General features: G+C 43.8%; 27 protein-coding genes and 1 tRNA gene. 15 read left to right on the top strand and 13 right to left on the bottom strand.

From position 1 onward, the window contains the following. Nucleotides 1-30: 30 nt before the first annotated feature. The 3 genes from ACZ5GB_RS00805 (at nt 31) to ACZ5GB_RS00795 (ending at nt 4,190) form a co-directional block, all read left to right on the top strand. Entirely contained in the window at nt 31-1,440 is a 1,410-nt protein-coding gene (locus ACZ5GB_RS00805; RefSeq protein ID WP_464327089.1) for a c-type cytochrome, read from the top strand. Nucleotides 1,441-1,451: 11 nt separating this feature from the next. Next, nucleotides 1,452-2,774, top strand: coding sequence for a hypothetical protein (locus ACZ5GB_RS00800; RefSeq protein ID WP_464327088.1), 1,323 nt, complete (start codon nt 1,452-1,454; stop codon nt 2,772-2,774). Nucleotides 2,775-3,203: 429 nt separating this feature from the next. Beyond that, nucleotides 3,204-4,190: a mechanosensitive ion channel family protein gene (locus ACZ5GB_RS00795; RefSeq protein ID WP_464327087.1), complete on the top strand. Its 987-nt coding sequence runs from the start codon at nt 3,204-3,206 to the stop codon at nt 4,188-4,190. Here the strand turns inward: ACZ5GB_RS00795 and ACZ5GB_RS00790 are convergent. The 5 genes from ACZ5GB_RS00790 to mutL are packed head-to-tail and all read right to left on the bottom strand — an operon-like array spanning nt 4,167 to nt 7,563. Beyond that, nucleotides 4,167-4,847, bottom strand: a complete 681-nt coding sequence (locus tag ACZ5GB_RS00790; protein ID WP_464327086.1) for a YggS family pyridoxal phosphate-dependent enzyme — start codon at nt 4,845-4,847, stop codon at nt 4,167-4,169. The two genes, ACZ5GB_RS00795 and ACZ5GB_RS00790, sit on opposite strands and share 24 nt — an antisense overlap. A 3-nt stretch (nt 4,848-4,850) precedes the next feature. Further along, nucleotides 4,851-4,973, bottom strand: coding sequence for a hypothetical protein (locus ACZ5GB_RS00785; protein WP_464327085.1), 123 nt, complete (start codon nt 4,971-4,973; stop codon nt 4,851-4,853). Further along, nucleotides 4,960-5,514, bottom strand: a complete 555-nt coding sequence (locus ACZ5GB_RS00780) for a Maf family protein (RefSeq protein ID WP_464327084.1) — start codon at nt 5,512-5,514, stop codon at nt 4,960-4,962. Before ACZ5GB_RS00780 ends, ACZ5GB_RS00785 begins: the two co-directional genes overlap by 14 nt. A 19-nt stretch (nt 5,515-5,533) precedes the next feature. Further along, nucleotides 5,534-6,289, bottom strand: coding sequence for an imidazole glycerol phosphate synthase subunit HisF (gene hisF / locus ACZ5GB_RS00775; protein ID WP_464327083.1), 756 nt, complete (start codon nt 6,287-6,289; stop codon nt 5,534-5,536). Continuing rightward, nucleotides 6,289-7,563 (bottom strand): DNA mismatch repair endonuclease MutL, encoded by a 1,275-nt coding sequence (mutL, locus tag ACZ5GB_RS00770; protein ID WP_464327082.1) that lies wholly within the window; start codon nt 7,561-7,563, stop codon nt 6,289-6,291. The genes hisF and mutL overlap by 1 nt, the downstream gene beginning before the upstream one ends. 100 nt (nt 7,564-7,663) lie before the next feature. On the opposite strand from mutL, the gene ACZ5GB_RS00765 reads away from it, so the two are divergent. The 4 genes from ACZ5GB_RS00765 to sppA are packed head-to-tail and all read left to right on the top strand — an operon-like array spanning nt 7,664 to nt 10,348. Continuing rightward, nucleotides 7,664-8,131, top strand: coding sequence for a hypothetical protein (locus ACZ5GB_RS00765; protein ID WP_464327081.1), 468 nt, complete (start codon nt 7,664-7,666; stop codon nt 8,129-8,131). A gap of 15 nt (nt 8,132-8,146) precedes the next feature. Further along, nucleotides 8,147-8,704 carry a hypothetical protein gene (locus ACZ5GB_RS00760; protein ID WP_464327080.1) on the top strand — a complete coding sequence of 186 codons (558 nt, stop codon included), beginning with the start codon at nt 8,147-8,149 and terminating at the stop codon, nt 8,702-8,704. 2 nt (nt 8,705-8,706) lie between these two features. Beyond that, nucleotides 8,707-9,519 carry a prolipoprotein diacylglyceryl transferase gene (lgt, locus tag ACZ5GB_RS00755; protein ID WP_464327079.1) on the top strand — a complete coding sequence of 271 codons (813 nt, stop codon included), beginning with the start codon at nt 8,707-8,709 and terminating at the stop codon, nt 9,517-9,519. Further along, a complete protein-coding gene (sppA, locus tag ACZ5GB_RS00750) occupies nt 9,503-10,348 on the top strand; it encodes a signal peptide peptidase SppA (RefSeq protein ID WP_464327078.1) in 846 nt (281 codons plus the stop codon). Before lgt ends, sppA begins: the two co-directional genes overlap by 17 nt. Here sppA and amrB read toward each other — a convergent pair. Further along, nucleotides 10,338-11,105 (bottom strand): AmmeMemoRadiSam system protein B, encoded by a 768-nt coding sequence (amrB, locus tag ACZ5GB_RS00745; RefSeq protein WP_464327077.1) that lies wholly within the window; start codon nt 11,103-11,105, stop codon nt 10,338-10,340. The genes sppA and amrB overlap by 11 nt on opposite strands. A gap of 18 nt (nt 11,106-11,123) precedes the next feature. On the opposite strand from amrB, the gene amrS reads away from it, so the two are divergent. Next, a complete protein-coding gene (gene amrS / locus ACZ5GB_RS00740; protein ID WP_464327076.1) occupies nt 11,124-12,134 on the top strand; it encodes an AmmeMemoRadiSam system radical SAM enzyme in 1,011 nt (336 codons plus the stop codon). Nucleotide 12,135: 1 nt separating this feature from the next. Here amrS and ACZ5GB_RS00735 read toward each other — a convergent pair. Beyond that, a tRNA-Arg gene (locus ACZ5GB_RS00735) sits at nt 12,136-12,209 on the bottom strand. Nucleotides 12,210-12,233: 24 nt separating this feature from the next. Between ACZ5GB_RS00735 and murC the strand changes: the two genes are divergently transcribed. The 3 genes from murC to ACZ5GB_RS00720 are packed head-to-tail and all read left to right on the top strand — an operon-like array spanning nt 12,234 to nt 15,709. Beyond that, nucleotides 12,234-13,592 (top strand): UDP-N-acetylmuramate--L-alanine ligase, encoded by a 1,359-nt coding sequence (gene murC, locus ACZ5GB_RS00730; RefSeq protein WP_464327075.1) that lies wholly within the window; start codon nt 12,234-12,236, stop codon nt 13,590-13,592. Beyond that, on the top strand, nt 13,589-15,217 hold the full coding sequence (locus ACZ5GB_RS00725) for a single-stranded-DNA-specific exonuclease RecJ (RefSeq protein ID WP_464327074.1): 1,629 nt from the start codon (nt 13,589-13,591) through the stop codon (nt 15,215-15,217). Before murC ends, ACZ5GB_RS00725 begins: the two co-directional genes overlap by 4 nt. Continuing rightward, nucleotides 15,218-15,709 (top strand): DUF2227 family putative metal-binding protein, encoded by a 492-nt coding sequence (locus ACZ5GB_RS00720; protein ID WP_464327073.1) that lies wholly within the window; start codon nt 15,218-15,220, stop codon nt 15,707-15,709. It begins immediately after the preceding gene. Between the two features lie 32 nt (nt 15,710-15,741). Here ACZ5GB_RS00720 and ACZ5GB_RS00715 read toward each other — a convergent pair whose 3' ends face one another. The 6 genes from ACZ5GB_RS00715 to ACZ5GB_RS00690 all read right to left on the bottom strand — a co-directional run bounded on the left by ACZ5GB_RS00715 (nt 15,742) and on the right by ACZ5GB_RS00690 (nt 19,931). Further along, complete coding sequence (locus tag ACZ5GB_RS00715) at nt 15,742-16,455, bottom strand: 2-oxoacid:acceptor oxidoreductase family protein (RefSeq protein ID WP_464327072.1); 714 nt, start codon at nt 16,453-16,455, stop codon at nt 15,742-15,744. Next, nucleotides 16,452-17,312: a thiamine pyrophosphate-dependent enzyme gene (locus ACZ5GB_RS00710; protein ID WP_464327071.1), complete on the bottom strand. Its 861-nt coding sequence runs from the start codon at nt 17,310-17,312 to the stop codon at nt 16,452-16,454. Before ACZ5GB_RS00710 ends, ACZ5GB_RS00715 begins: the two co-directional genes overlap by 4 nt. After that, entirely contained in the window at nt 17,302-18,510 is a 1,209-nt protein-coding gene (locus ACZ5GB_RS00705) for a transketolase C-terminal domain-containing protein (protein ID WP_464327070.1), read from the bottom strand. The genes ACZ5GB_RS00710 and ACZ5GB_RS00705 overlap by 11 nt, the downstream gene beginning before the upstream one ends. Nucleotides 18,511-18,576: 66 nt before the next feature. Beyond that, nucleotides 18,577-19,116, bottom strand: coding sequence for a Uma2 family endonuclease (locus tag ACZ5GB_RS00700; RefSeq protein ID WP_464327069.1), 540 nt, complete (start codon nt 19,114-19,116; stop codon nt 18,577-18,579). Beyond that, nucleotides 19,113-19,682 (bottom strand): carbon monoxide dehydrogenase beta subunit family protein, encoded by a 570-nt coding sequence (locus ACZ5GB_RS00695; protein WP_464327068.1) that lies wholly within the window; start codon nt 19,680-19,682, stop codon nt 19,113-19,115. The genes ACZ5GB_RS00700 and ACZ5GB_RS00695 overlap by 4 nt, the downstream gene beginning before the upstream one ends. A gap of 18 nt (nt 19,683-19,700) precedes the next feature. After that, the gene (locus tag ACZ5GB_RS00690; RefSeq protein ID WP_464327067.1) at nt 19,701-19,931 is read right to left on the bottom strand and encodes a 4Fe-4S dicluster domain-containing protein; all 231 of its coding nucleotides are present in this window, start codon (nt 19,929-19,931) and stop codon (nt 19,701-19,703) included. A 604-nt stretch (nt 19,932-20,535) separates the two neighbouring features. Between ACZ5GB_RS00690 and mtnA the strand changes: the two genes are divergently transcribed. Genes mtnA through ACZ5GB_RS00670 form a run of 4 tightly spaced genes read left to right on the top strand, consistent with a single transcriptional unit; the run spans nt 20,536 to nt 23,984 of the window. After that, nucleotides 20,536-21,486 (top strand): S-methyl-5-thioribose-1-phosphate isomerase, encoded by a 951-nt coding sequence (gene mtnA, locus ACZ5GB_RS00685; protein WP_464327066.1) that lies wholly within the window; start codon nt 20,536-20,538, stop codon nt 21,484-21,486. After that, nucleotides 21,483-22,175, top strand: a complete 693-nt coding sequence (locus ACZ5GB_RS00680; RefSeq protein ID WP_464327065.1) for a PilZ domain-containing protein — start codon at nt 21,483-21,485, stop codon at nt 22,173-22,175. Before mtnA ends, ACZ5GB_RS00680 begins: the two co-directional genes overlap by 4 nt. Further along, a complete protein-coding gene (locus ACZ5GB_RS00675) occupies nt 22,172-23,332 on the top strand; it encodes an FtsX-like permease family protein (RefSeq protein ID WP_464327064.1) in 1,161 nt (386 codons plus the stop codon). Before ACZ5GB_RS00680 ends, ACZ5GB_RS00675 begins: the two co-directional genes overlap by 4 nt. Next, on the top strand, nt 23,325-23,984 hold the full coding sequence (locus ACZ5GB_RS00670; RefSeq protein WP_464327063.1) for an ABC transporter ATP-binding protein: 660 nt from the start codon (nt 23,325-23,327) through the stop codon (nt 23,982-23,984). The genes ACZ5GB_RS00675 and ACZ5GB_RS00670 overlap by 8 nt, the downstream gene beginning before the upstream one ends. Nucleotides 23,985-23,988 lie beyond the last annotated feature (4 nt).

The raw sequence follows: 23,988 nt of genomic DNA, 5'->3' as shown, positions 1-23,988 counted from the left end.
AGTTAAAGTTAAATTCAAGGAGGTGCAACGATGGACATACTGGGCTTTTATCCCATGTGGTATGTGCCAACCTTTGGTAGTGCGTTTAGCATTGCCATCATAGCTACCATTCACGTGATGGCCTCCCACACATCCGTAGGAGCATCCATACTTCTGGCCTACTTGGCCACAAAAGCCTATAAAGAGAACCTTCCACAAATTTACGACTACATCAAAAAGTATTTACTTGGCCTTTTGGTATTCTCCTACGTTTCTGGTTCTATAACAGGTCCCGGTATATGGTTTTCCGCCACGGTGGCAAACCCAAGGGGTATATCGGCCCTTATTCACAACTTTGTTTGGGTTTGGGCTGCCGAATGGATATGGTTTATAGCCGAGGTCACCCTTGTCTATATCCTCTTTTACACCTTGGGTAAGATAGACCAAAGGAGTTGGCTAAGGCTTGCTTGGACCTTTGCCATAGGCTCTTGGGCAACCATGTACATAATAGTTGGCATCCTATCCTTTATGCTATCTCCGGGGCATGAAAAATGGTTTGCCACGGGCAACATCCTTGATGCTTTTTATAACAAAAACTACTTTCCACACCTTCTTATGAGGTCCTTCTTTATGTTTGCCATAGCTGGAACCATAGGCATAGTGATAGCAAGCTTGATGAAAAAGGACCTTCCAGAAAATGTTTATAAGAGCATAGTCAAGACCATGTCCTATTGGGGCATAGCTGGCCTCATCTTTGGTAGCATGTTCTTTGCTTGGTATGTTTCCACCCTTCCAGAAAGAAGCCTTGTAATGCTCTCTGGCATAGTTCCCAAGTGGTATTATGCCCTCATCTTTACCATATTGGTAGTGCTTTTGGCACACTTTGTAATAACCGCCATAAGGCCCACGGTGGCAAAGCCCTATGTGGCTTATCCCATATACCTTCTCATCTTCTTCTTGGGTGTATATCCAGAAGAGAAGATAAGGGAAACCATCCGCAAGCCCTACGTGGCCGGTGAGTTTGTATGGGTAAATCAGATTATCGCAAGGGATGTGCCCGCCAAAGGCATAAAGGTAGAAACGGAAACCATAAAGGAAAAGGGCCTTCTACAGCTCAATCCTTTTGTGCCAGAGGGTCTAAGGACCATAACACCAGAGAACAAGATAATGGCAGGAAAGGCTATAGCCATACTCCAATGCTCTGGATGCCACAACGTGACGGGAAGCTCTGGCCTTAGGCCCTTTGGGCAAAAGTTTGCAGGCATGACCTCCGAGGATACAGTTTATAACTTCCTTGCCAACTACCTCACTCCTCAAAACCATCCCCCATACATGCCCTACTTTGTGGGAAAGGATGAGGAGCTTAGAGCCCTCTCTGCCTACATTGCGGACATGATCTCTAAGGGTGGTAGTGTTTCCGCCAAGATAGAGGTACCAAAGCAAGCATCTGCACAAAGATAAGGAGGTTTGACATGAGCATGGTAGTGTACCAAAACCTTATAAGGTGGTTCCTTTTGGGTGTGCTTAGCTTTATGCTGGTGGCTGGCAAGCTTGCCTTTGCAGGCCAATCCCCAGAACAAGTGGGCGCCATGCTAAAAGCCATGGCAGACCCCGCTGGCGCTCCCTTCTTCCCAGTGGTGATGCAAATACTCCAAGTTCTCACATGGGCCCTTCATATGCTCTTCGTTTGGACCTCTGTAGGTGGCCTTATCTACGCCATATACGGCTTTACACGCAAAGAGGAAAACCATCAAAGGCTTGCAAGGGCTATGCTTGAGCTTTCAAAGGTTTCTGTCTCCTTGGCCATAGTCTTGGGTGTGGCTCCCTTGCTCTTCTATCAGGTCATCTACGACCCCCTTTGGTATGCCTCCGCCAACCTATCCGCCTTCTGGTATATCATGTTTATAGTCTTCCTTCTCATAGGCTATTACCTCATATGGTTTGCCTACTTTAGCAGACAAAAATCTCAAATGTCCACCCTTTTCTCCATAGGTGGCCTTATATTCTTACTTTTGGTGGGGTTTATAATCCATGTGGTCAATTACCAAGCCCTATTCCCGGAGAAGTGGGTAGAGTGGTACACCTCCGGTGGCACCACCATGAACCATTCAGGATGGAACATATACGCCTTTAACCCCCTTAGGTATCTTTCCCTCCTTGTCTTTCCTTCCGTGGCCGTAACGGGTGTTTTTATGATGTTGTACGCTTGGTACTTTGGAAAGAGGGAGGACTTTGAGAAAGACTATGTGGAGTTTGTTGCAAGGCTTGGTACCAAGCTTGCCATCTTTGGTGGTGCGGGCTGGATAGTCTTCCATATTCTTCACATACTCACCTTGCCCTCCGATTGGAACGCAAAGGGTAGCATATTTACATTGCTCTCTGTGCTTGGCCTTTTGCTTGTGGCGGGCATGGTCTTTATAGCCCAAAAGAATCCCATAAAAATGGCCATACCGTCCCTTGTGGCTGGCGTTGTTGCCACTTTGCTTTTGGCCGTGTTTAGAGAGTACTTACGCGTGGCCTCCACAGCCAGGTTTGGCTACTCCATATACGACTACAAGCTGAACCTTGAGTGGCTTAGCCCCTTGCTCTTCTTTGGAACTACAGCCACAGGCCTTATACTCTATGCCTACGCTTGGTGGATGGCATACCAAGCAGGAAGAAGGCCAAAGGGACAGGTCTATGAAGCAAGCGAGGCAGAACACCACCTTGGAGATGTGTCCGTCTTTATAGTTGTCCTTTGGGCCATAGTCTTTGTAGGCACAGGCCTCATCATCATAATAAAGAATTACACTTAAGGCTTTTGGCGGGCCTTTGGCCCGCCATATTATAATCCTCTTTATACACCATGCTGGCTGGTTCTATCCCTGCATTTTTTGTTTCATTTATTTTTAGCAGAGAAGATAGTAGCATGCCCATTCTTTTGTTAATTTCTCATCCTACGTGTTTAATTGTCTAATTTATTTTTTTCAAAGGTGCAAGTGATGGCAAGCCAATTTCTTCCATCCTCATCTTTTGTTTCAATTATTTTCAAAATATTTACGTGGAGCGAGAAATTCGTCCTTTGTAGTGGCAGGTTTTAAACCTGCCAGATTATAAAACATTTGGCGAGCCCAAGACCCGCCACTACATTTCTTGTCTCATTTATTTTTAACAAAAAGGGATAATGGCATCACCGTTGCTTGATTAATTTCTCATCCAGCGCATTTGCCTTATAATTCCCTCTTATGATAAAGCAATACCTTCCTCTGATAGGCCTCCTCTTTGTCCCCTTGTTCGTCCTCTTTATAGAAAGGCTTTTCCTAAAGAGGCTAAGGTTCTACTGGGACATCTTCAAGTTTGTTCCAACCCTGTGGTCTTTTCTTTTTGTCCTATACATACTTTCAGAAGAATTAAAGCTTCCTGTAAGCCTTAGGCTCATAAAAGATAAGGCCCTTTGGGTGGTCTTTATCCTTTCTCTTTCCCTTCTTACTTCTAGGCTTGTGGCCCTCCTTTTAAGAATGTATATGAACCGCTACCGTCAAGAGATGCCGGCCGTTTCCCTTGTGGTGCAGGCTTCTAAGGTTTTGGTGCTTTTGGTAGGTGTGATAATAGCCTTAGACAAGATAGGTATAGCCATAACCCCCATACTTACGGCCCTTGGTGTGGGAGGCTTGGCTGTGGCCTTGGCCCTCAGGGATACACTTGAAAACCTCTTTGCAGGCTTTCATGTGCTTGCCTCAGGACAGATAAAGGTGGGAGACTACATAAGGCTGGAGGGCGGTGAGGAAGGCTTTGTTGAGGATATTACATGGAGGAATACGGTCATAAGACAGCCATCCAACAACCTTATAATTGTGCCAAACTCCAAGCTTTCCTCTTCTATAGTTATAAACTTTCACAAGCCAGACAGCGAACTGGCAGTGATCGTCCCCGTAGGCGTCTCTTACGACAGCGACCTTGAAAAGGTAGAAAGGATAACCATAGAGGTGGCCAAGGAGGTGCAAAGAGAGGTGGAGGGAGCCGTGTCGGACTTTGAACCCTTCATAAGGTATACGGCCTTCGGCGACTTTTCCATAAACTTTAACGTGATCCTAAGGGCAAAGGATGTTCCAAGCCAGCATGTACTCAGGCATGAGTTTATAAAAAGATTGAAAAGAAGGTATGAAGAAGAAGGCATAAAAATCCCCTTTCCCATAAGGGAGGTATATTTAAGGCCTCTCTCCAAAGAGTAAGGTTCCTATCCTAACTATGGTGGCTCCCTCCTCTATGGCAACCTCAAAGTCATGGGACATGCCCATGGAAAGGTGTGGCAAAGAAACTCCAAACTCCCTTTCAAGCTCCTCCTTTAGCCTTCTCAAAAGAGAGAAGTATGGCCTTACCTCCTGTGGGTCCTCTCTGTAGGGTGGTATGCACATAAGGCCAAGCACCTTTATATTTTCCGCCTTCAGGCACCTTTCAAAAAAGGCCTTTAGCTCTTTTGGCTCCACGCCCCCCTTTGTCTCTTCCCCTCCCACATTCACCTCTATAAGCACTTCCTGCACCTTTCCTATAGCCTTTGCCCTCTTTTCAATCTCCTCCAAAAGGCTATCTCTGTCCAAGGAGTGTATAAGGCTCACCTTGTCTATTATGTACTTTACCTTGTTGCTCTGTAGCCTTCCTATAAAGTGCCAATCTATAGACAGGTCCCTTAGGCTTTCCCACTTTTTCAAAAACTCCTGAACCCTGTTTTCACCAAAGGTAGAAATGCCACAGTTAAAAAATTCCCTTAGCCTTTCTGGAGGGACGCCCTTTGATGCCCCCAAAAGTAAAACCTCTTCCCTTTTCCTTCCTGCACGCTCACAGGCAAGCCTTATCCTCTCTTCCACCTCCTTTAGCCTTTCGCAAGCCATGGCTCAATAGTTTCTATGCTTTATCTGTATCTGCAAGCCACCACCCACATCCACTTTGTTGTCTTCTTGGCTCATCACAGAGGCACAACCGCTTATAAAAACCAAAAGCAAACTAATCCAGAACATCCTTTAATACCCTATAAGTCTTGGAGGCTGGAAGGCCCATAACAGTGTAAAAGTCTCCTATTATCTTTTCTATAAACCTTGCTCCCATGCCTTGCACCGCATAGGCCCCCGCCTTGTCCATAGGCTCTTCACTGCTAACATACTCTTCTATTTCCTTTTCATCCATTTTTCTAAACTTTACCCATGCTATATCATGAAAGCTTATCTTACCCTTGGGAAATATGACGCACACACCCGTTATGACCTTGTGCCACCTTCCAGAGAGGCTTCTTAGCATTTCCTTGGCTTCCTCCCTGTCCTTTGGCTTTCCAAGAACTCTTTTACCAAGGACCACTATGGTGTCTGCACCAAGAACGGTGGCAAACTTATAATCCTTCCAAACGGTGAAGGCCTTTTTGAAGGCAAGCCTTCTGGCAGTGAGAAGTGGATTACCCTCATGCCTTTCTTCCACATAGGAAGGTATAACAAGGAACTTAAAGCCAAGCATGCTAAGTATTTGAACTCTTCTTTTGGACTCAGAGGCAAGTATTAGCAGTCTCATTTAACTAAATATTTTAAACTTACATCCTTACCGTAATACCCCTTGAATATAGATAGGCTTTTAAAGCTGGGATCTCTATCTCCCTAAAGTGAAAGAGTGATGCGGCAAGGCAAGCGTCAGCCTTTCCAAAGGTAAAGGCTTCGTAAAAGTGTTCCATGCTCCCAGCTCCCCCAGAGGCTATAACGGGAATTCTAACAGCTTCTGCTATAGCCCTTGTTAGCTCTAAATCATAACCAGATTTTGTCCCGTCCTTATTCATAGAGGTAAGAAGTATTTCACCAGCTCCAAGGCTTTCTGCTTTTTTTGCCCATTCTATGGCATCAAGGCCAGTAGGAGTCCTTCCACCATGAATGTATACCTCCCATGAATCTCCTTTTCTTTTTGCATCTATGGCCACCACTATGCATTGAGAACCAAACCTTTTGGCACCTTCGTATATAAGCTCTGGGTTCTTAACGGCGGAGGTGTTTATAGATATCTTATCCGCACCAGCCTCAAGTAGCTTTCTCATATCCTCAAGGCTTGATATTCCCCCGCCTACGGTAAAAGGCATAAAGACCTCTTCCGCTACACGTCTTACCACCTCAAGGGTGATCTTCCTTCCCTCGGCAGAGGCCGTAATGTCAAGAAAGACAAGTTCGTCTGCTCCTTGTTCTTCGTAAACCTTTGCCACCTCTACAGGGTCTCCTGCATCCACCAAGTTTAAAAACCTTACACCCTTTACAACCCTTCCTCTATCCACGTCAAGGCAAGGTATTATCCTCTTTGCAAGCATTAGTATTCCCTTCCAAGCTTTTTGTAAAGGTCGCCAATATATATTCTATGGTACAGGGGTCTTCCATGGGGGCATACTTCCTTGTTTTCAAATTTAAGCCAGTTTTCAATCAAATACTTGGCTGTTTTTTCATCAATTTTGTCCCCTGCTCTTATGGATGCTTTGCAGGCTTCTTGGGCAGTTAGGCCTCTAACCTCATAATTGTATCTTTCTGCCAGAAGGTGTTGGTCAAAAAAGTAAATGTAATCACCGTACTTTACCACAATCAGCGTGTTATCTATTATACCAATAAACTCTGGTTCCAAAGCATAGCCCTTGGTGCTTTGTTTAAGGCTTATGCCAGTCCAGTTTCTATTCGGAAGAGTCCTTCCTATAAGTTCCTTTAATCTACCTTCCCGTAGTATTTTTACTTCCGTCTTTTTCGGGTGAATATTAACATCAAGAAGATAAGGAGGGGTTTGAATATAACATACACAGGCTCCCCACCTTCCAGTGGACCGCTTAATGTATTCCATAAGGCTCTTGTTATTGACTGGCCTATTGTTTATGAAGAGGAAAAGGCCCCTTGCTCTATCTGACAAAAACAGGTCAACTTTAAAGGGGCCCTCTTCTCCCATTAGGTGTTCAAACCTTTCTTCAAAAATATCCTCCACCCTATCCTTTATATGATCCACAGCTTTAAAGTTAAATACTTCTTTGCCTTCTGCTTCAAGTCTAAAGGCTACAGAGGGGTTGGCCAAGGCAAGGGCCTTAAAAATGCTATAGATTCTTTTTCTCTCCACATCTTCCTTTTTCAAAAAGACCCTTCTTAGTGGTAGATTATAAAAGATATCGTAAACCTCAGCATGCGTTCCCACAGGCATACCTACTTCTCTTTCTGCCACTACCTTACCACCCTCCACCCTTATCTCTCTCCCCACTCCTTCTTGATAAAATCTGGACCTCAATATAAACCTACTGACCAACGAAATGGCATGAAGCGCCTCACCCCTATATCCATAGGTGTTTATACTTTGTAAGTCTTCTAAAGATCTAATCTTACTTGTAGCACCGCTCAATATGGCTTTCTTAATGTCCTCTGAAGGGATCCCAATACCGTTGTCCCTTACACCTATAAACCTCTTTCCTCCTTTTACTATCTCCACATCCACCTTGGTAGCTTTTGCATCAAGGGAATTCTCCATCAATTCTTTTACACATTCCGCAGGGCCTTCTATGATCTCTCCTGAGATGATTTGATTTTTTATCTCCTCAGGTAGGACGTTTATACGCATAGGAATATAAGATACACTTATTTACTCCCAAATTAAGTCTAATTGCTTCTTTTAATAAACCAATTTAAGATTTACTCTAAGGAGTCTAAGGAGGTGGGAAATGGTTAGATTTCTTGTTTATCTTTTTGCCCTTGTCAGCCTTTCTCTTGCCCAAGAGGACAGCGTGCTTATCAAAACACCACTTACCAAAAAGCTAAAGGATTTTAACGTGAGCATTGGAATTGTTAGCATTGAAGAGTTAAAAAAGAGCTTTCCAAGAGCCTATGCACTATTGGAAAAGCACAACGGAACACCTCAAAGGTATGACACTCACCATCTTGCCGTAGCCATATGGAAGAAGGAAGGAGATAAGATAGTTTACCTGTCAAACTATAAGGTAGAGGCGGAGGTAAGGTCTCCCATATTGAGGGCTCAAAGAAGAGAGCTTCACAAGTATCCTCACCAGTACGGTGATAACTTTGGGGGATGGTTCCAGATGGGTGAAAGTGGTCTGTATTCTATCAACCTTTACATAAAGGATGACAGTGGAAAAACTTGGAAGGTAAACTTTGACTATATGCTTCAGTAAGTTTATAATTGAAGCATGGTTAGAAAAATAGCCTTTGGTGGGTTAGTTCTCTTCTTTTTGTCCGCCTGCGCTCCTACTGTATGTCCCGAGGGAGAAAGTATAAAGAAATCCTATTTAGAACAGTCCGCTCCCTCTTCTTACCAAGCCAGCCTTTCTCTAAGACAAGGCTTTTTGCGCATACCGGTGCAAGTTCAAAAGACGGAGGGTAAGTTTACCATAAGTGGGGAAGGTAGAGTTTTGGAGTTTAGCCTAAACAATCTGTGTTTGAGTGGTGTGTGCTTTGACCTTCCGATAAACCCAGATGGCCTTATCTTCGGCAAAGTAATAAGAGGTGATGAAAAGCTTAGCTGTGGGCTTTCCGGCGTTGCCTTTGAAAGGGATGATGGTGTGTATAAGACAAAGTATATATTCAAGGATGGGAAGTTAAGCCTTGTGGAATTCTACGATACAAAGAAAAACAGAACCTTAAAGCTCAATTACCTTGATTGGTCAAGGGAAGGCTATGCCAAGGCCATAAAGGTAGAGGGAGAAAGCTTTAGCCTTCTTCTTACGGTGGATAGTTTAAAATTTTAGCCATGTATCCCATACTTATTGAAATATTCGGCATAAAGATATACACCTATGGCGTGCTTGTGGCCCTTGGTGTCCTAATAGCCTACTGGCTCCTTCTTAGGCTTGCCAAAAGGGAAGGCCTAAACCCAAACCATGTGGAGAACACACTCCTCTTTGCTCTACTGCTTGGCATAGTGGGTGGAAGGCTATCTTATGTGATAGAGCATCCGGAACAGATAGAAGGCCTTATGGACGTGCTTAGTATATGGAACGGTGGTATGGACTTTTTTGGTGGCCTTTTTGGTGGCATATTAGGCGCTCTCATAGGCATATTAAAATACAGACTACCCTTTTGGAAAACGGCGGACATGGCAGTGGTCGCATTGAGCATAGCCCACGCCATAGGAAGGCTCGGTTGCACCTCTGCAGGCTGTTGCTATGGGAAGCCCTTTCCTGTGGATGGCTCTACCTTGCCGGGCATTCACTTTACAGACAAATTTCCCTTCTTCTATGTGGTCTTTCCACCCGGTGCGGTAGCACCACCTTACATGCCCCTATACCCTACCCAGCTTATGGAGTTTATAGGCCTGCTTTTGATCTTTATACTTCTCCTATTGGCCTACAGGAAAAAGCCCTTTGACGGCTTTGTATTTGCCTTTTATACCCTTTTGTATGGCTCACTTAGGTTTTTCCTTGAGTTTTTCAGAGGTGTTACACCTCCCATTCCCGGCATAGGCCTAACATGGAACCAGCTTGTAGCCCTTGGTATGATAATCTTCTCTGTAGTTCTTGCACTGTGGCTACTAAGAGAGAAGAGGCATGAAAAAGTGGCTTAAAAGACTTTTTATCTTTGTAATAATATTAATGGTGCTTGGCTTTTTGAGTTCGGTTTTGTCAAGGCTTCCAGTTGGAGAACGGGTAGCAGTCATAAAGGTAAAGGGTGCCATAATAGAGCCGGATAAGATAGTGGAGAAGATTCAAAAGGCAAAAGAGGATGAAAGCGTTAAGGCCTTGGTGCTTAGGATAGATAGCCCTGGTGGGTCGGTAGGTGCCTCTCAGGAGATATACAGGGCCCTTGAGGACTTTAAAACTTCTGGAAAGCCCCTTGTGGTTTCTATGGGTAATGTGTGCGCCTCTGGGGGTTATTACATATCGGCGCCCGCGGATGTTATCTTTGCCAACCCTGGCACCATTACGGGAAGCATAGGCGTCATAGTCCAGCACACAGAGCTAAAGGCACTCCTTGAAAGGCTAGGCATAAGAACCACGGCCATAAAAACGGGTAAGTTCAAAGATACCCTATCACCCTTTAGAGAACTATCTGAAGAGGAGAAGGTCTATCTTCAAAAGACCATTGAAGATGCCTACAACCAGTTCCTTCAAGCTATATTAAAGTACAGGTCTAAAAAGATATCGGATGAAAAGTTAAGAGAGATAGCGGATGGAAGGGTCTTTACGGGAAGGGTGGCAAAAGACCTTGGCCTTGTGGATGAGCTTGGAAATCTTCAGGATGCTATAAACAGGGCAAAACAGCTGGCGGGCGTGCCAAAGGCAAGGGTCTTTTACATGGAGGAAAGAAGAGGCCTCTTAAGAAGGCTTATGGAGGAAGACCTTCAGGGCTTTGGATTGGACTATCCTCTTATGCTTTATTACATTATGAAGTAAAAACATAGCCACCATAACCTACTACCCTTCTATCATCCCCGCATGTTTCCGCAGAGGTCTTATAGTCTACAAGTTTGGCCTTTAGGCCCTTTTCCTTAGCATAAAGTAAGGCACCTTCAATTCCTGTCTTTCCACAGGCTTCACATCCTTTTTTAAGCTCCTCCTTTCCTTCAAGGATCCACCTGTGGCAATAGGCATCTATCCTTCTTGCAGTCTCATCGGCGTAGTAGTGGCTAAGGTCTGAGCTTATGACAAAGAGGGTGTTCTCATCACAGAGGGTGTCCAAAAGTTCCTTTAACTTTTTTGCTTCAACCCTGCCGTAGACCACAGGCACAAGCAAAAAGTCCCTTAGCGACCTCTGAAGGAAGGGAAGCTGGACCTCAAGGGAGTGTTCATACAGGTGTGGCATGTCCCAAAAGGCTTCTTCTGGAAAGTCCTTTAAGGCAAGATGGTCCACTTCTACCCTTCCAAGGGGAGTTTCAAAGGCATGAAAGCTTCCAAAGGAATAGCCGTTAAAATCCACAAAGTGAGAAGGTCCCACAAGGACTACCCTTTTATAACTCCTGTTTTTCAAAAGGGCATAGACCTTGCCCGCCACAATCCCAGAACACTCATAGCCCGCATGAGGCACAATAAGGCCCCTAAGGCTTCCCTCTACCTCTACCTTTTCCCCAATCAGCCTGTCCACATACTCCTCAAGCCTTTTTCTATCAGAAGGATAAAAGTAGCCTGCCACTGCTGGTTTTCTTACCCTCATAGCTATAAATTTAACCCTATGGAAGCCTTGGCTTGGCTAAGCGAAGAAAAGGAGGAAAAGGTCCTATGTAAGGCCTGCAGTCAGAGGTGTGTTTTGGGTGAGGGTGAGTATGGGAAGTGTGGTGTGAGGGTAAACAGGGGAGGAAAGCTTTACCTTACCGTATATGGCCTTGTTTCCGCCATAAACATAGACCCCATAGAGAAAAAGCCCCTCTATCACTTCCTTCCTGGCACCTATAGTCTCTCTATTGGCACGGTGGGTTGCAACTTCTCCTGCCAGTTTTGTCAAAACTGGGAGATCTCCCAATATCCTCAGAATAATAACTATAAAGTCTTTGGAGAGCCTATAAGCCCTCAGGAGCTTGTAAGACTGGCCCAGCTTTACAAAACACCCTCCATCTCTTACACCTACAATGAGCCTATCATATTCTTTGAGTTTGCCTTTGATGTGATGAAGCTTGCAAAGGGGAAGGGTATAAGAAATGTTTTTGTAACCAGCGGTTATGAGACAGAAGAGGCCATAGACATAGCCCTTCCATACCTTGACGCTATGAACATAGACCTAAAGTCCTTTTCCGATGAGTTTTACAGAAAGGTGTGCGGGGCAAGGCTGAGGCCTGTTTTAAAAACTATTGAGTATGCCCTCAAAAAAGGCATATGGATAGAGATAACCACCCTTCTCATACCGGGCTATAACGACTCTGAGGAGGAAATAAGGGAGATAGCCCGCTTTATAGCAAGCCTATCAAGGGATATACCATGGCACATATCCCGCTTCTTCCCCGCCTATAAGATGGCACACCTTATGCCCACACCCATAGAGAAGATAAAAAGGGCCTATGAGATAGGAAGGGAAGAGGGGCTAAACTTTGTCTATGTGGGCAACTACTGGCAAGAGGACCTTGAATCTACCTACTGTCCGAGTTGTGGAGAAAAGGTGATAGAGAGGGTAGGCTACAGGACAAAGAACCATCTTAAAGAAGGCTTGTGTCCCCACTGCGGCTACAGGTTGCCCGGCGTGTGGGCATAAACGTGTCCGGGGGGACTTGAACCCCCGACCTTGGGTTCCGGAGACCCACGCTCTGTCCAGCTGAGCTACGGACACTACCAGAGTTATATAATATACCCAATGTTCAGGGAAAGGGTCAGAAGCTTCCACTTTGTAGGTATAGGTGGCATAGGCATGAGCGGTATAGCCCAAATACTCCTTGATATGGGCTATGAGGTCTCCGGTTCGGACATAAGAGAAAACAAAAACATTGAGCTTTTGAGAAAAAAAGGTGCAAAGGTCTTTATAGGGCATAAGGAAGAGAACGTGATGGGTGCGCAGGTTTTGGTCTATTCTTCCGCCGTCTCGGAGGATAACCCAGAGGTAAAAAAGGCAAAGGAGCTTGGCATACCTGTAATACCGAGGGGAGAGATGCTTGCAGAACTTTTTAGGCTTGGTGAGGGCATAGCCGTATGCGGGTCCCATGGGAAGACAACCACCACTTCTATGATAGCCCATGTGTTCCATTGGGCTGGTTATGACCCTACCGTTCTTATAGGCGGTGTGCTTCAAAGCCTTGGCTCCAACGCCAAGCTGGGCAAAGATAAGCTAATTATCTCTGAGGCAGATGAGAGCGATGGCAGCTTTCTAAAGCTTTTGCCCACGGTGGCCGTCATAACCAACATAGATAAAGAACACATAGGCTTTTATAGGGACCTTGAGGACATAAAGGAAGCCTTTTTGAAGTTTGCCAACGCAGTCCCCTTTTATGGCTTTGTGGTCCTAAACATGGATGACCCAAGCTGTAGAGAGATTGCCCAAAGGACCCACAGGAGGGTTATAGGTTATGGCATAGAAAGAGAAACAAATGTAGCTGCAAAAAGCCTTAGGCTCTTGGATGGCAGGTATATCTTTGAAGTTTGGCATGAGGGAAAGTCCTTAGGAGAAGTGCATCTTGGCGTGCCGGGAAGGCACAATGTATACAACGCTCTTGCTTGCATTGGTGTTTGCCTTGAAGCAAATATAGATTTTAAAAGTATAAAGGAGGCCCTTGAAAGCTTTAAGAATGCAGAAAGGAGGCTTGAACTGAAAGGCTACTTTAAGAGTATTCCCGTTTACGATGATTATGGACACCATCCAACAGAGATAAGGGCTGTGTTGAAGGCCATTAAAGAAATGTATCCAGATAAGAAAATACTTCTAGTATTCCAACCACATAGGTATTCTAGGACATATTATCTTTTTGAGGACTTTGTGGGCGTCTTAAGGGAAGCGGACCAATGCCTTCTTACTGATATATACCCAGCAGGCGAAGAAAATATCTATGGTGTGAGGGCTGGCGACCTTGCTCAAAAAGCGGGCTGTGTCTTTTTACCTACAAAGGAAGAACTATTTGAAGCAATAGAAGAAAGGGCTTCTGAAGATAAGGTGGTCCTATTTATGGGTGCAGGGAGCATTTCCAAGTGGTGTGAAGAGTTTTTAGCTTTGAAAAGAGTATGAGAGGACTTTCTGGTAAGGAATGGGTCTTATTGAGTGAAGTTGTAAAGCCCAATGAGGACCTTGTAAGGGCCTTTGGCCCTTTAAAAGCTCAAATACTTGCGAACAGAAATGCGGTAGTTCAAAGCTTGGATAGTAAGCTAAAGAACCTGGCGCCACCCTTTGATATACCAAATATACAGGAGGCTGTAGAAATAATAAAGACCTTTGTCCTGCAAGGTAAAAGCATCGCCCTTTTTGGGGACTACGACGTGGATGGAATAACAGGCACTGCCATACTCTACGACCTTTTAAAGAAGGCTGGAGCCAAGGTTCTGCCAGTACTTCCTACTAGAAGGAGGGGATATGGGCTAACGCCAGACCTTATTTACAAATTAAAGGGTTATGCAGACCTCCTTATAACCATAGACAACGGCACTACGGCCGTAGAAGAATTGAGCCTTGCAAAAATGCCCACCATAGTACTTGATCATCACAACCCAGGTGACAGATTGCCACCAGCACTAATAGTAAACCCCAAGCTAAGCTCACCAAAGGTAAGTGAATTAAAAGAGATATCTTCTTCTGGCTTGGCTTTTTATGTGGCTGCTCTTTTGAGGAAGGAATTGGAGCTTGAGGTGGATGTGCGGGAATATTTACATCTTGCCTGTCTTGGAACTGTGGCAGATGTGATGCCGATGAACTTTATAAATAGAATAATAGTGTCTAATGGAATAAGGCTTCTCAACCATATACTTAAAGGCGGTTTTCCTGCACCTGGTTTAAGGTTCCTCATGGAAAGATCAGGCATTAAAGATAAGGTAAGCTCAAGGGATATAGCCTTTTCCTTAGCGCCTAGATTAAACGCTCCTGGAAGGCTTTCCTCTCCCTATCCTTCTTTAAGAGTTCTTATTGAAAAAAGGGAAGATAAGGCTAGATATTTAGCAGATAAGATAGAAAGGTTCAACCAAGAAAGAAGGCAACTAAGCCAGTGGGCTTTTGAAGTCTCCTTGGAACAGGCAGAGCATCAAAAAGAACATAGCCTTATCATTGTAAAACTGGAAGAAGGAGCTGGTGGTGTGGCTGGTATAGTGGCTGGAAGGCTTGCCAGTTCCTTTTCTAAGCCTGTTATTGTGCTGTCCGTAGGAAAGGAATACACCACTGCTTCAGTTAGAGGTATAGATGGCATGGATGTATACACTCCTTTAAAGAAGTTATCCCACTTCTTTATAAAATGGGGAGGGCATTCAAGCGCAGCAGGTTTTACTATAAAGACAGATAAAATTCAAGACTTTGAAAAAGAAGCAAAAGCAGTTTTTGTAGAGATGCCTATAAGCGAAGGAAAAGTTTATATAGATATGGAGCTGCCTTTAGGAAAGATTGGGCAGGAAATCTACCAAACTTTGGCAGAGCTTGAACCTTTTGGTGAAGGTTTTCCGGAACCATACTTCTTGTCTGAACCATTAAACTTAAACATACTAAGCGATAGGGATAGGATGCGATTGAAGGCTGGAGATTTTTATTTCCTTTCTTGGGACACTGCGCTTAATAACAAGCTTTTGACAATGGAGAACAAACCAAGGAGAGTTGTCTATCAGTTGGACAGAAGAAGGTCAAAAACACTTCTGTTAGTAGATGTGGAGGAGTAAATGGCTCTTGGAAAAAGCCACGATTATATCAACCTCTTGGCTTTGCCCTTATGCCTATACTATACACCAAAAGAGTTTTATATTCCCTTTACCCTTGGTTATATCTTTGGCACCTTCCTTTTATCGCCAGACCTGGACCTCCCACAATCCAAACCCTCAAAAAGATGGAAAAAACTAAGGCTTATATGGAAGCCCTATCAATCCTTTTCAAAACATAGAGGTTCTTCTCATATTCCAGTTTTGGGTACATTGCTTAGGTTTAGCTACTTAGCGGTGGTTTTTATATTCTTATACTTTGTGCTTTTAGGCCTATCCTCTAAGTACATGCCTTATATAAAAGACCTTCTTTTGACCTTTGACCCTTTTGACCTTTTATCTTACTTAGCAAAAAGAGAAGAGACTTTTTATTTTGCTCTTGGTGTGGTCATATCTGAAATCTTTCATATTGCCCTGGATATATTTACCACCTTGCTAAAAAAGCTTAAGATTTAAAAAAAGAATTTTAAAAGGGGCAAAAGCCCCGATTAAACCGCCACTTTCTTAGGAGGTGGTGGTAAGAAGGGTTCTAAGCCTTGTTCCTGTGCCCATTTTTGAGCAAGCTCATAGGCAGCCTTTGCCGTGTTGAGGTTCTTTTCTATAAGCTCAAGCTTTTTCTTAAACTTCCTTTCCAAAGCGGAGTCCAGAGAGGCCGTTCCACCAGAGGCCACAAACTTCTTTAAAAACCTTGACTTTATACCCTCTTCTATAGCTTCTATACCCACCGCACCTATACAACCAAAGAGGGCTCCTATCATCGCCATGTTGGTAGAAAGCTCTGTGCCTGCAATGTCTATGGCGAACTTGGTAGCTGGGAAATTAAAGACTTTAACCTCAAGCTCTTCAAGCCTTTCCTTGTCTTCCTCTGTAAGAAGGTCCTCTTCCGTGTTTATGATAATAAGGCCCTTTCTCTTTATGCCGGAGTAGAAAGGCATGGTGTAGGACTTGCCCATGGTGATAACCTGTGGGTGGAAGACCATGATCACATCCGGATAGACCACTTCACCCCTGTCGTATATGGGTTCTACACCTATACGGGCGTAGCTTTCCGCTGGTGCCATCCTCTTCTCTGCTCCAAAGAAAGGGTTAGAAACGGCGTAATAACCCTCGTAGTCCGCCGCAGTGGCTATTATATGGGCCGCAGTGACTGCACCCTGCCCACCAAGGGCTGGCATACGTATATTGACCCTTTTTCTTATCATAGTAAGCCCTCCTCTTTTTTGCGCTCAATGACCTCCTTTGCTGCATCCGTCATATACTCAAAGAAGGCAAACCTTTCCTTATCCCTCTGCCTCATCTCATCAAGGCCATCATCGGAGTTAAGGCCTATTTCAAGTATGCAAGGAGTATAAAGATGCACGTAGGTTGGTCCCACCTCTCTTGCCACATATATGGCCTTCTTTATTACCGTTTCTACCCTTTTGGGAGAAGACACAGTCAGCCTTGCCACATAGTGGCAGCCAGAGTCTATGGCAAGTTGCCACATGGGAACTTTGTCCCATTGTTTACCTTTTGGAGCCATCTTAAAAACGTGGCCCTTTACGGTCATACCACTTTCCTGACCGCCCGTGTTGGCATAGACCTCGTTGTCAAAGCAGATGGTTGTAATCTTTTCTTGCCTAAAGAAGGATTGAAGGGTGCAATCCAAACCTATATCAACGATGGCACCGTCTCCTGCAAGCACCACCACATCCTTTACCTTGTCCGGAAATCTCCACTCAAGGACCCTTTTTATGCCAGAGGCTACCGCATTCTGGTTTCCAAAGAGGGAGTGAACTGTGTGAAGGGCTATGTGAGGAAAGACCAAAGAGGTACATCCCGTAGAGTTTACTATTATGGTGTCCTCTGGATTTGGCAAAGAGGCAAGAATATACCTCAAAGCCATAGATTCTGGACATCCCGCACAAAGTGAGTGCTCTTCTATGAGCTCCTTGGAGTAAGGGAGGTCCATAACTCCCCTTTTGGGATTGCCCCATGTGGCCTTAAACTGGAGGTCCTTAATTTCTTGGGGCATCACATCCAAAAATTCCTCGTTTATTTCGTAAATCTTATATGACATGTTTTACCTCCTTTCCAGTTAGTTTGAGAACTTCTTTTACTATCACTTCCGCTGGCATGGTCATACCACCTGCAACCCTTGGAGAACCTATTATCTCCGCATCAGAATGCCCGTAGAGATACCTTCTTACCTCTCTCTCAAGCCAGCCAACCACGTTAAACTCTGGAACGAATATATACTTGGCACCCTTTACGGCCTGCCTTAGTTCTTCTATGGGGAAGGGCCTTATGGTCTTTAGTTTAACCACCCTTGCCTTTACTCCTTCATCCTCAAGAAGCCTTACCGCCTCCTTTGACTGCGCTGCCGCAGTACCGCATGCCACAAATACGATGTCTGCCTCTGGGTCCCCAAACTCCTCCGTGAGGCCTCTCAAGTAGTGTTTCGCAAAAGGCCTTGACCTTTCAATGGCAGCCCTTACCTCCCATTGCCAGCTGGCATGAGTGGCGTAGGATATATAGTTAGACTTCATTACAAAGGGGTCTCTTAAAAACCTTCCCGGTGGTACTTCCGCATCTATAACTGGCATGGGAGCCCTGTAAGGATTGTATGGTGGGAGAGCTATATCGTCTGGAGGAAGCATTATGGCTTCCCTTGTGTGAGATACAAAGAAGCCGTCAACGACTGTTATAATTGGCACATGCACGGAAGGCTGTTCTGCCACTACAAAGCCTGCCAGTATCATGTCAAAGAGGTCTTGAGCGTTTTCCGCATACCATATCATACAACCTGTATCAAGGAGAAAGCCTACCTCAAGGTTATCTGGCTGTATAGAAAGGGGAGCATTTACACCTCTTGCCATAAGGACCAGCTGAACTGGTATTCTTGTACCGGCCCACATGGGAAAGTTTTCAAAGGCTCTTAGGGTACCAGGTCCAGAGGTGGTTGTTATGGTCCTTGCGCCAGCCAAGGCACAGCCTGCCACTTCGGACATAACACCAAACTCCGACTCGCCTCTAAAGTAAACGCCTACATAACCTTCAACCCATAACTCGCCTATAAGGTGTGCAGCTTCTGACTGTGGAGTAATTGGGTATGAAACGGATGCGTCCACAGAGGCCCTCTTTACCGCCTCTTTAACCGCCTCTGAACCTGTCATAAAGTGTTTTGTCCTTGGTGCTTCAAAAAGCAGATAATCTGGCGAAACTACTCTTTGCCCTGCCCTGTTGTATATTATGCCTTGCTCCTTAACTGTTTGCATAGCTACCTCCTTGCAGGATTTTTAAATAAGATGTGAAAAATACTATAAAAAACAAGCTGAGAAAAGTCATAGGAAAACCTCCTCAAGCTCTATGCAAAGACCTTCCAAAATCTTAGAACATACCTTGCCCTTTTCAAAGGCGTAGGAAACAACCTCATACACACCATTTTTTAACTCCAAGACCTCAATGCCCCTTTCCTCTGGAAAGACAAGCCAAAACTCTTTAATGCCAAACTGGGCGTATATCCTTCTTTTGTCTTCTGTATCCTTTTTAAAGGTGCTTGGAGATACCACTTCCACCACAAGGTCTGGAGCTCCAAATATGCCTTTATCTTTGACTATATCAAGCCTATCCTTTGATATGAAAACTATATCTGGCTGGACCACCACATCCTCAGCAAGGATAACATCCACGGGAGAGAGATAAAAATCTCCAGGGCCTTTTTCCTCTTGATAAACCATAAAAAAGCGGGAAAGCTTCCAAATGATTTTTTGATGTACAGTACTAGGTGCGGGCATTTCTATAAGCTCCCCTTCCAAAACCTCATACCTTTTGTCTTCTTCAAGGTTCAGGTAGTCTTGGTAAGTAAAGAGTGTAGCCTTCATTTCCCCAGCTCTTTCTTTACCTCTTGGGCTATTTTTATAAACCTTTCAAGCTCTTCTAAATGCTGGTCTCTCAAGGTTATCATGGCATCTTCATGCCCGTCCATACCACACATAGCTATGGTAAAGCAATCCGTTTCTGCCCTTATTATCTTGAGGGCTACATTGGCATAGTGGCAATGAACTCCTATGAATATACAGGCTTTTATGTTGTTATGCCAAATGGTTAGGTTTGGATGGTTAGGGTTTATTTCAACAGCTGGGTTTATCTTTGGATACTTGGGCCTGTAGTCATACATGGGAATAATCTTTGCATCAAGAACTTCTGCCATCTTTTTAACTAGTCTTGCTTTTTCTTTTGCCTCCTCGTTCCATGCATAAAGCACCTGAGGTCCTGGGAATATAGTGGGGTTTTCTCTTATTAGCATAGCCTTTGCGGCCTCTCTCATAGCTATTTCTTCATCAACCACTTCATTGAAAAGAAGTGCCTTTCCTGGTGGCGGGTTCAAAACACCTTCGTAAACTGCCACAGGATAAGGTGAAAAACCGCTTGGTCCTAAGGTTGCCATGCCTTACCTCCTTAAATTTTATCTTTCTGCATGTACTTCGGGCATTACCATGTGTATGGCGTTTCTTTTTAAGAGGTTCACGCATACATAAACACACAAGGCACAGCCCTTACACCTATCTTGGACAACGTATGCATGATGTTCCTCATCTGTGTACATGAGGGTGTTGGGCTCTGGGCAGAAAAGGGTACACTGCTTACAATTATACTTGGTGCATTCCTCGTTTATGACCTCCGCCACATAGTACATGCCATGCCTCCTGAAAGGTAATTGAGTGTTTATAAGTTATAACTATTAAATGATTTGTCAATATGTTATAGAAGTTCCTTTAAAAATCCAATTGACACAGACATGCGTTAAAATAACAAAATATACTGCAAACATAAACACCAAGCTTATACCATATTAGATAAGTAATTTAGCACCAGCCATGGAATAGGCAAGGGTGAACTGTAATAGGGTTCCTATGGTGTATGTATAAAAGGGCACGGGTTTACATTGGGTGGGGCTGAGGTGTAGCTTATTGTTGTGTGGCTGGTTGTTGTTGAAATACCGTATATGTTATACGCTGGGTGTTAGATTAAAGGATTAAACTCCATGCCACCTATTTGATTTTGTTATACAAGACCTTTCTCTTGAAAATAGGTGTAAAAAAGCTAACCTACAGGGTTGATAACTATTAAATGGATTAACCAATGGACATAATACAAAAGGCTATAAGTGTGAATCCATTACTTTAAACAATAGAGGCAGGGTTTCACATATTAACGTTCAAGCAGTATGCTATAAACTACTTTTTTACTACAGCGCTTCTGCAGTAGACTAATATGTAAAAGGTTTAAAATATTTACCAATGGAAGTAAAAGCTTTTCAATGGGAAGGTGATACTATTTTACTACTTGATCAAAGAAAACTGCCAGAAAGGGAGGTGTGGCTTAGGCTTGATAATTATAAGGATGTGGCAAAGGCTATTAAAGGAATGGCAGTAAGAGGTGCCCCAGCCATAGGTTGTGTGGCTGCCTACGGCTTTCTTTTGGGGGTCAAAGCCGGTGAGGATCCTTATGTGGTATATGAAACACTTAAAAATACGAGGCCTACGGCCTATAATCTCTTTTGGGCTTTGGATAGAATGAAAAGGGCTTTAGAAGAAGGTAAAGACTTGGAGGCGGAAGCGAGGGCAATAGAGGAAGAAGACTACAAAGCAAACAAGAGGATGGGTGAGATAGGCCAGCAGTTAATACATAAAGGGGCAAGAATACTTACTCATTGTAATACTGGAGCATTGGCCACCGCAGGATGGGGTACAGCTTTAGGAGTCATAAGGTCTGCCTACTATGCCAATAAGGATATCTTTGTTTGGGTGGATGAAACAAGGCCATATCTTCAAGGTTCAAGGCTTACAGCTTGGGAGCTTTCAAAGGAAGGTATACCACATAAGATAATAACCGATTCTACCGCAGGCTTTCTTATGAAAAAAGGGCTTGTGGATTATGTTATTGTAGGTGCAGATAGAATAACAAAAGATTACTATGTGGCTAACAAGATAGGCACTTATGCTCTTTCTGTGTTGGCGAAAGCCCATGGTATACCCTTTTATGTGGTTGCTCCAAAATCTACCTTTGATATGAACCTTATCGGAGAGGAAAGCATAGAGATAGAAGAAAGGAGTGAAGAAGAAATAAAGTTTTTAAGAGGTATCCCTATAGCTCCAGAGAATTCTCCAGCCCTTCATCTTGCTTTTGATATAACTCCACCAGAAAATATAACGGCAATAATAACAGAGGAGGGCATAATAAAACCATGACGCTTGCAGAGATTTTATACGATATTAAAAGCGGGAAAGAGTATGAAGTCATAACCTCTTGGAAAGAAATACCAATAAGGCTCAAGCTTAAAGTAAGATGGGTATCCCCCCAAGAGAGGTATATAAGCTTTGATTTTAAAGAGTGCAAATTCAAGCAAGTTTTTTCCGAAAAAGACCCAGTTTATATAAAAATAGGCGAGCTGTTCCTTTTGTGTAAGGTCTTTAGTAATATAAGGGATGAGTTAGTTTTAGAGGTTGATTCTCCAGTGCCTGCACCACCTATAGTTCTAAGAGAATTTATAAGGGTACAGCCTACGGAGAGGGAGCCTGTTTATGTATCTTTTTGCTTGGGAGATGACTGTGTTTTAAAGGTGGAGGCTGTAGATATAAGCGAGTCCGGCGTGGGTGTTTTGCTTCACAAGGAGGAAGCAAACAGGATAATGGAAAATCTTATGCAGATAGTTTCTGATGTACAAAGGATGCACACAGTCTTTGATATAGAGGTAGAACTCCCAAAGGAGGGAGTTGTTAAGGCTCAAGGTGAGCTTAAAAATATAATAGGAAGACAAGAAGATGTTTATATAAGGCTTGGTTTTAAAATAAACCTTGAAGAAAGTCAAAAGAAAAAGATAAGGCAATACATTATGAGAAGGCAAAGGGAAATTTTGGACCAACTAAAAAGGCTATGAAATCAATTCTTAAGATTTCTATTAGGTTTTTACTATCTGGCAAAGGTTCAACCCAACTTGTATCCTTTATAGCCCTATTGGGTGTATCCCTTGGAGTGTCTGCCCTGCTTCTTACCATGGGAGTGTTTGCCGGCTTCCAGCATGAGCTAAAAGAAAAAATACTATCCGCATCACCCCATATAATTGTTAGCCTACTTGATGCCAATAAGGATTACAAAGATAAAATAGAGAATATTGAAGGCATAAAAAATGTTTACTCTGTAGCCTTATACCAAGGTCTTGTATCAAGGGAAGGCAGGATTTCCAGCGTAAGCGTAAAAGCCTTAACTCCAGAAGATGCTTATAGGATATACGGTGTAAAGCTAAGGGAAGGTGTGGCCGTTGGCGCAGGGCTGGCAGACATTTTAGGGCTTAAAAAGGATGAGGAAATTCTCCTTCTTTCTCCCATGGGACAGAGAACACCCTTTGGCTTTTTGCCAAGGGCGAGGAGCTATGTAGTGGAAGGCATATTTCAAAAGGGTGTTTTTGACCAAGACTATGCGACAGTTGTAATGGATATAAAAAGGGCAAGGGATTTTTTTGGTGATTCATACCAACTTTCTGGCTATGAGATATACCTAAGGGACCCCTACAAGGCGCAGGAGATAAGAAACAAAATAGAAAGGCTTTTGGGCCCAGGTGCCATAGTGCGTTCTTGGATAGACCTTAACAAGCCCCTTTTTAACGCCCTTCAGGTGGAAAAGGTAGGCATATTTTTTGTCCTAATGCTTATGATAGTGATAGCTTCTTTTAACATTACAAGCCTGCTTTTTATGAAGGCAAGGGACAAGATGAAAGATATTGCCGTGTTAAGGACCTTTGGGTTAAAAAGTAGGCAGGTTATTTTTATCTTTCTACTACAGGGCCTTATGCTGGGTTCTCTTGGAACTCTTATAGGTCTTATACTTTCCCTTGTGGGAGCCTACTTTATAAACGAATACAAGCTAATAAGAGTGCCTGCGGATGTTTATCTTATGGACCATGTGCCTGTTTATTTTGAGATGAGGGATGTTATATCCACATTGTTGGGTGCCTTGCTTCTTTCCCTGCTATCCAGTTTATTACCTGCCTATAGGGCAAGTAGGGAAGGTATAGTTAGGGTTTTGAGGAATGAATAGGGTTCTTTATACTAATGACCTTTGGAAGGTTTATCCTGGAGGGGTGGAAGCGCTAAAGGGTGTTGGCGTTGAGGTGTTTGAGGGAGAAGTTGTAGGCCTTATGGGGCCTTCTGGTTCTGGTAAAAGCACTCTACTACACCTTATAGCTGGCCTTGAAAAGCCCACAAAAGGTGAGATATACCTTTTTGGTAAAAACATCACGCATATGGACGAGGATGGGTTGGCGGAGTTAAGGCAGAGGCATATAGGCTTTATATTCCAGTTTTATTACCTGTTGGAAGACTTTGATGTTTTAGAAAACCTTACCCTTGTAGGTGAGCTTGCTGGCGTGGAAAGGCCAAAGGAAAGGGCCATGGAGATTTTGGAATACTTGAGGCTTACCCATAGGTTAAAACATAGACCAAGCCAGCTTTCTGGTGGAGAACAGCAAAGAGTAGCTATAGGAAGAGCCTTGATGCTTAACCCAAAACTTCTTTTGGCGGATGAGCCAACGGGTAATCTGGACCTTGCGGAAGGCAAGAGGATCTTTGACCTCTTTTTAAGGCTAAGGGAAGAGAAAGGCCTCACCCTTTTGGTAGCCACACACAACGAGGAGCTAAAAACTTACTTTGACCGTATATACAGACTAAGGGACGGAAGGTTGGAGTTATAATTAT

It is taken from the genome of Hydrogenobacter subterraneus (genome assembly GCF_055390195.1).
This window is presented reverse-complemented; position numbering and strand designations above follow the sequence as displayed.

What these genes read in the sequence shown, in the direction of transcription:
- ACZ5GB_RS00690 (WP_464327067.1), bottom strand. Translation starts at nt 19,931, where the DNA reads ATGTACTATGTGGCGGAGGTCATAAACGAGGAATGCACCAAGTATAAT.
- ACZ5GB_RS00675 (WP_464327064.1), top strand. Translation starts at nt 22,172, where the DNA reads ATGAAATCAATTCTTAAGATTTCTATTAGGTTTTTACTATCTGGCAAA.
- ACZ5GB_RS00705 (WP_464327070.1), bottom strand. Translation starts at nt 18,510, where the DNA reads ATGCAAACAGTTAAGGAGCAAGGCATAATATACAACAGGGCAGGGCAA.
- ACZ5GB_RS00695 (WP_464327068.1), bottom strand. Translation starts at nt 19,682, where the DNA reads ATGGCAACCTTAGGACCAAGCGGTTTTTCACCTTATCCTGTGGCAGTT.
- ACZ5GB_RS00760 (WP_464327080.1), top strand. Translation starts at nt 8,147, where the DNA reads ATGGTTAGAAAAATAGCCTTTGGTGGGTTAGTTCTCTTCTTTTTGTCC.
- amrS (WP_464327076.1), top strand. Translation starts at nt 11,124, where the DNA reads ATGGAAGCCTTGGCTTGGCTAAGCGAAGAAAAGGAGGAAAAGGTCCTA.
- ACZ5GB_RS00780 (WP_464327084.1), bottom strand. Translation starts at nt 5,514, where the DNA reads ATGAGACTGCTAATACTTGCCTCTGAGTCCAAAAGAAGAGTTCAAATA.
- ACZ5GB_RS00720 (WP_464327073.1), top strand. Translation starts at nt 15,218, where the DNA reads ATGGCTCTTGGAAAAAGCCACGATTATATCAACCTCTTGGCTTTGCCC.
- ACZ5GB_RS00805 (WP_464327089.1), top strand. Translation starts at nt 31, where the DNA reads ATGGACATACTGGGCTTTTATCCCATGTGGTATGTGCCAACCTTTGGT.
- ACZ5GB_RS00795 (WP_464327087.1), top strand. Translation starts at nt 3,204, where the DNA reads ATGATAAAGCAATACCTTCCTCTGATAGGCCTCCTCTTTGTCCCCTTG.
- ACZ5GB_RS00790 (WP_464327086.1), bottom strand. Translation starts at nt 4,847, where the DNA reads ATGGCTTGCGAAAGGCTAAAGGAGGTGGAAGAGAGGATAAGGCTTGCC.
- ACZ5GB_RS00800 (WP_464327088.1), top strand. Translation starts at nt 1,452, where the DNA reads ATGAGCATGGTAGTGTACCAAAACCTTATAAGGTGGTTCCTTTTGGGT.
- ACZ5GB_RS00680 (WP_464327065.1), top strand. Translation starts at nt 21,483, where the DNA reads ATGACGCTTGCAGAGATTTTATACGATATTAAAAGCGGGAAAGAGTAT.
- lgt (WP_464327079.1), top strand. Translation starts at nt 8,707, where the DNA reads ATGTATCCCATACTTATTGAAATATTCGGCATAAAGATATACACCTAT.
- ACZ5GB_RS00785 (WP_464327085.1), bottom strand. Translation starts at nt 4,973, where the DNA reads ATGTTCTGGATTAGTTTGCTTTTGGTTTTTATAAGCGGTTGTGCCTCT.
- ACZ5GB_RS00700 (WP_464327069.1), bottom strand. Translation starts at nt 19,116, where the DNA reads ATGAAGGCTACACTCTTTACTTACCAAGACTACCTGAACCTTGAAGAA.
- mutL (WP_464327082.1), bottom strand. Translation starts at nt 7,563, where the DNA reads ATGCGTATAAACGTCCTACCTGAGGAGATAAAAAATCAAATCATCTCA.
- ACZ5GB_RS00725 (WP_464327074.1), top strand. Translation starts at nt 13,589, where the DNA reads ATGAGAGGACTTTCTGGTAAGGAATGGGTCTTATTGAGTGAAGTTGTA.
- hisF (WP_464327083.1), bottom strand. Translation starts at nt 6,289, where the DNA reads ATGCTTGCAAAGAGGATAATACCTTGCCTTGACGTGGATAGAGGAAGG.
- amrB (WP_464327077.1), bottom strand. Translation starts at nt 11,105, where the DNA reads ATGAGGGTAAGAAAACCAGCAGTGGCAGGCTACTTTTATCCTTCTGAT.
- ACZ5GB_RS00715 (WP_464327072.1), bottom strand. Translation starts at nt 16,455, where the DNA reads ATGATAAGAAAAAGGGTCAATATACGTATGCCAGCCCTTGGTGGGCAG.
- ACZ5GB_RS00710 (WP_464327071.1), bottom strand. Translation starts at nt 17,312, where the DNA reads ATGTCATATAAGATTTACGAAATAAACGAGGAATTTTTGGATGTGATG.
- sppA (WP_464327078.1), top strand. Translation starts at nt 9,503, where the DNA reads ATGAAAAAGTGGCTTAAAAGACTTTTTATCTTTGTAATAATATTAATG.
- ACZ5GB_RS00670 (WP_464327063.1), top strand. Translation starts at nt 23,325, where the DNA reads ATGAATAGGGTTCTTTATACTAATGACCTTTGGAAGGTTTATCCTGGA.
- mtnA (WP_464327066.1), top strand. Translation starts at nt 20,536, where the DNA reads ATGGAAGTAAAAGCTTTTCAATGGGAAGGTGATACTATTTTACTACTT.
- murC (WP_464327075.1), top strand. Translation starts at nt 12,234, where the DNA reads ATGTTCAGGGAAAGGGTCAGAAGCTTCCACTTTGTAGGTATAGGTGGC.
- ACZ5GB_RS00765 (WP_464327081.1), top strand. Translation starts at nt 7,664, where the DNA reads ATGGTTAGATTTCTTGTTTATCTTTTTGCCCTTGTCAGCCTTTCTCTT.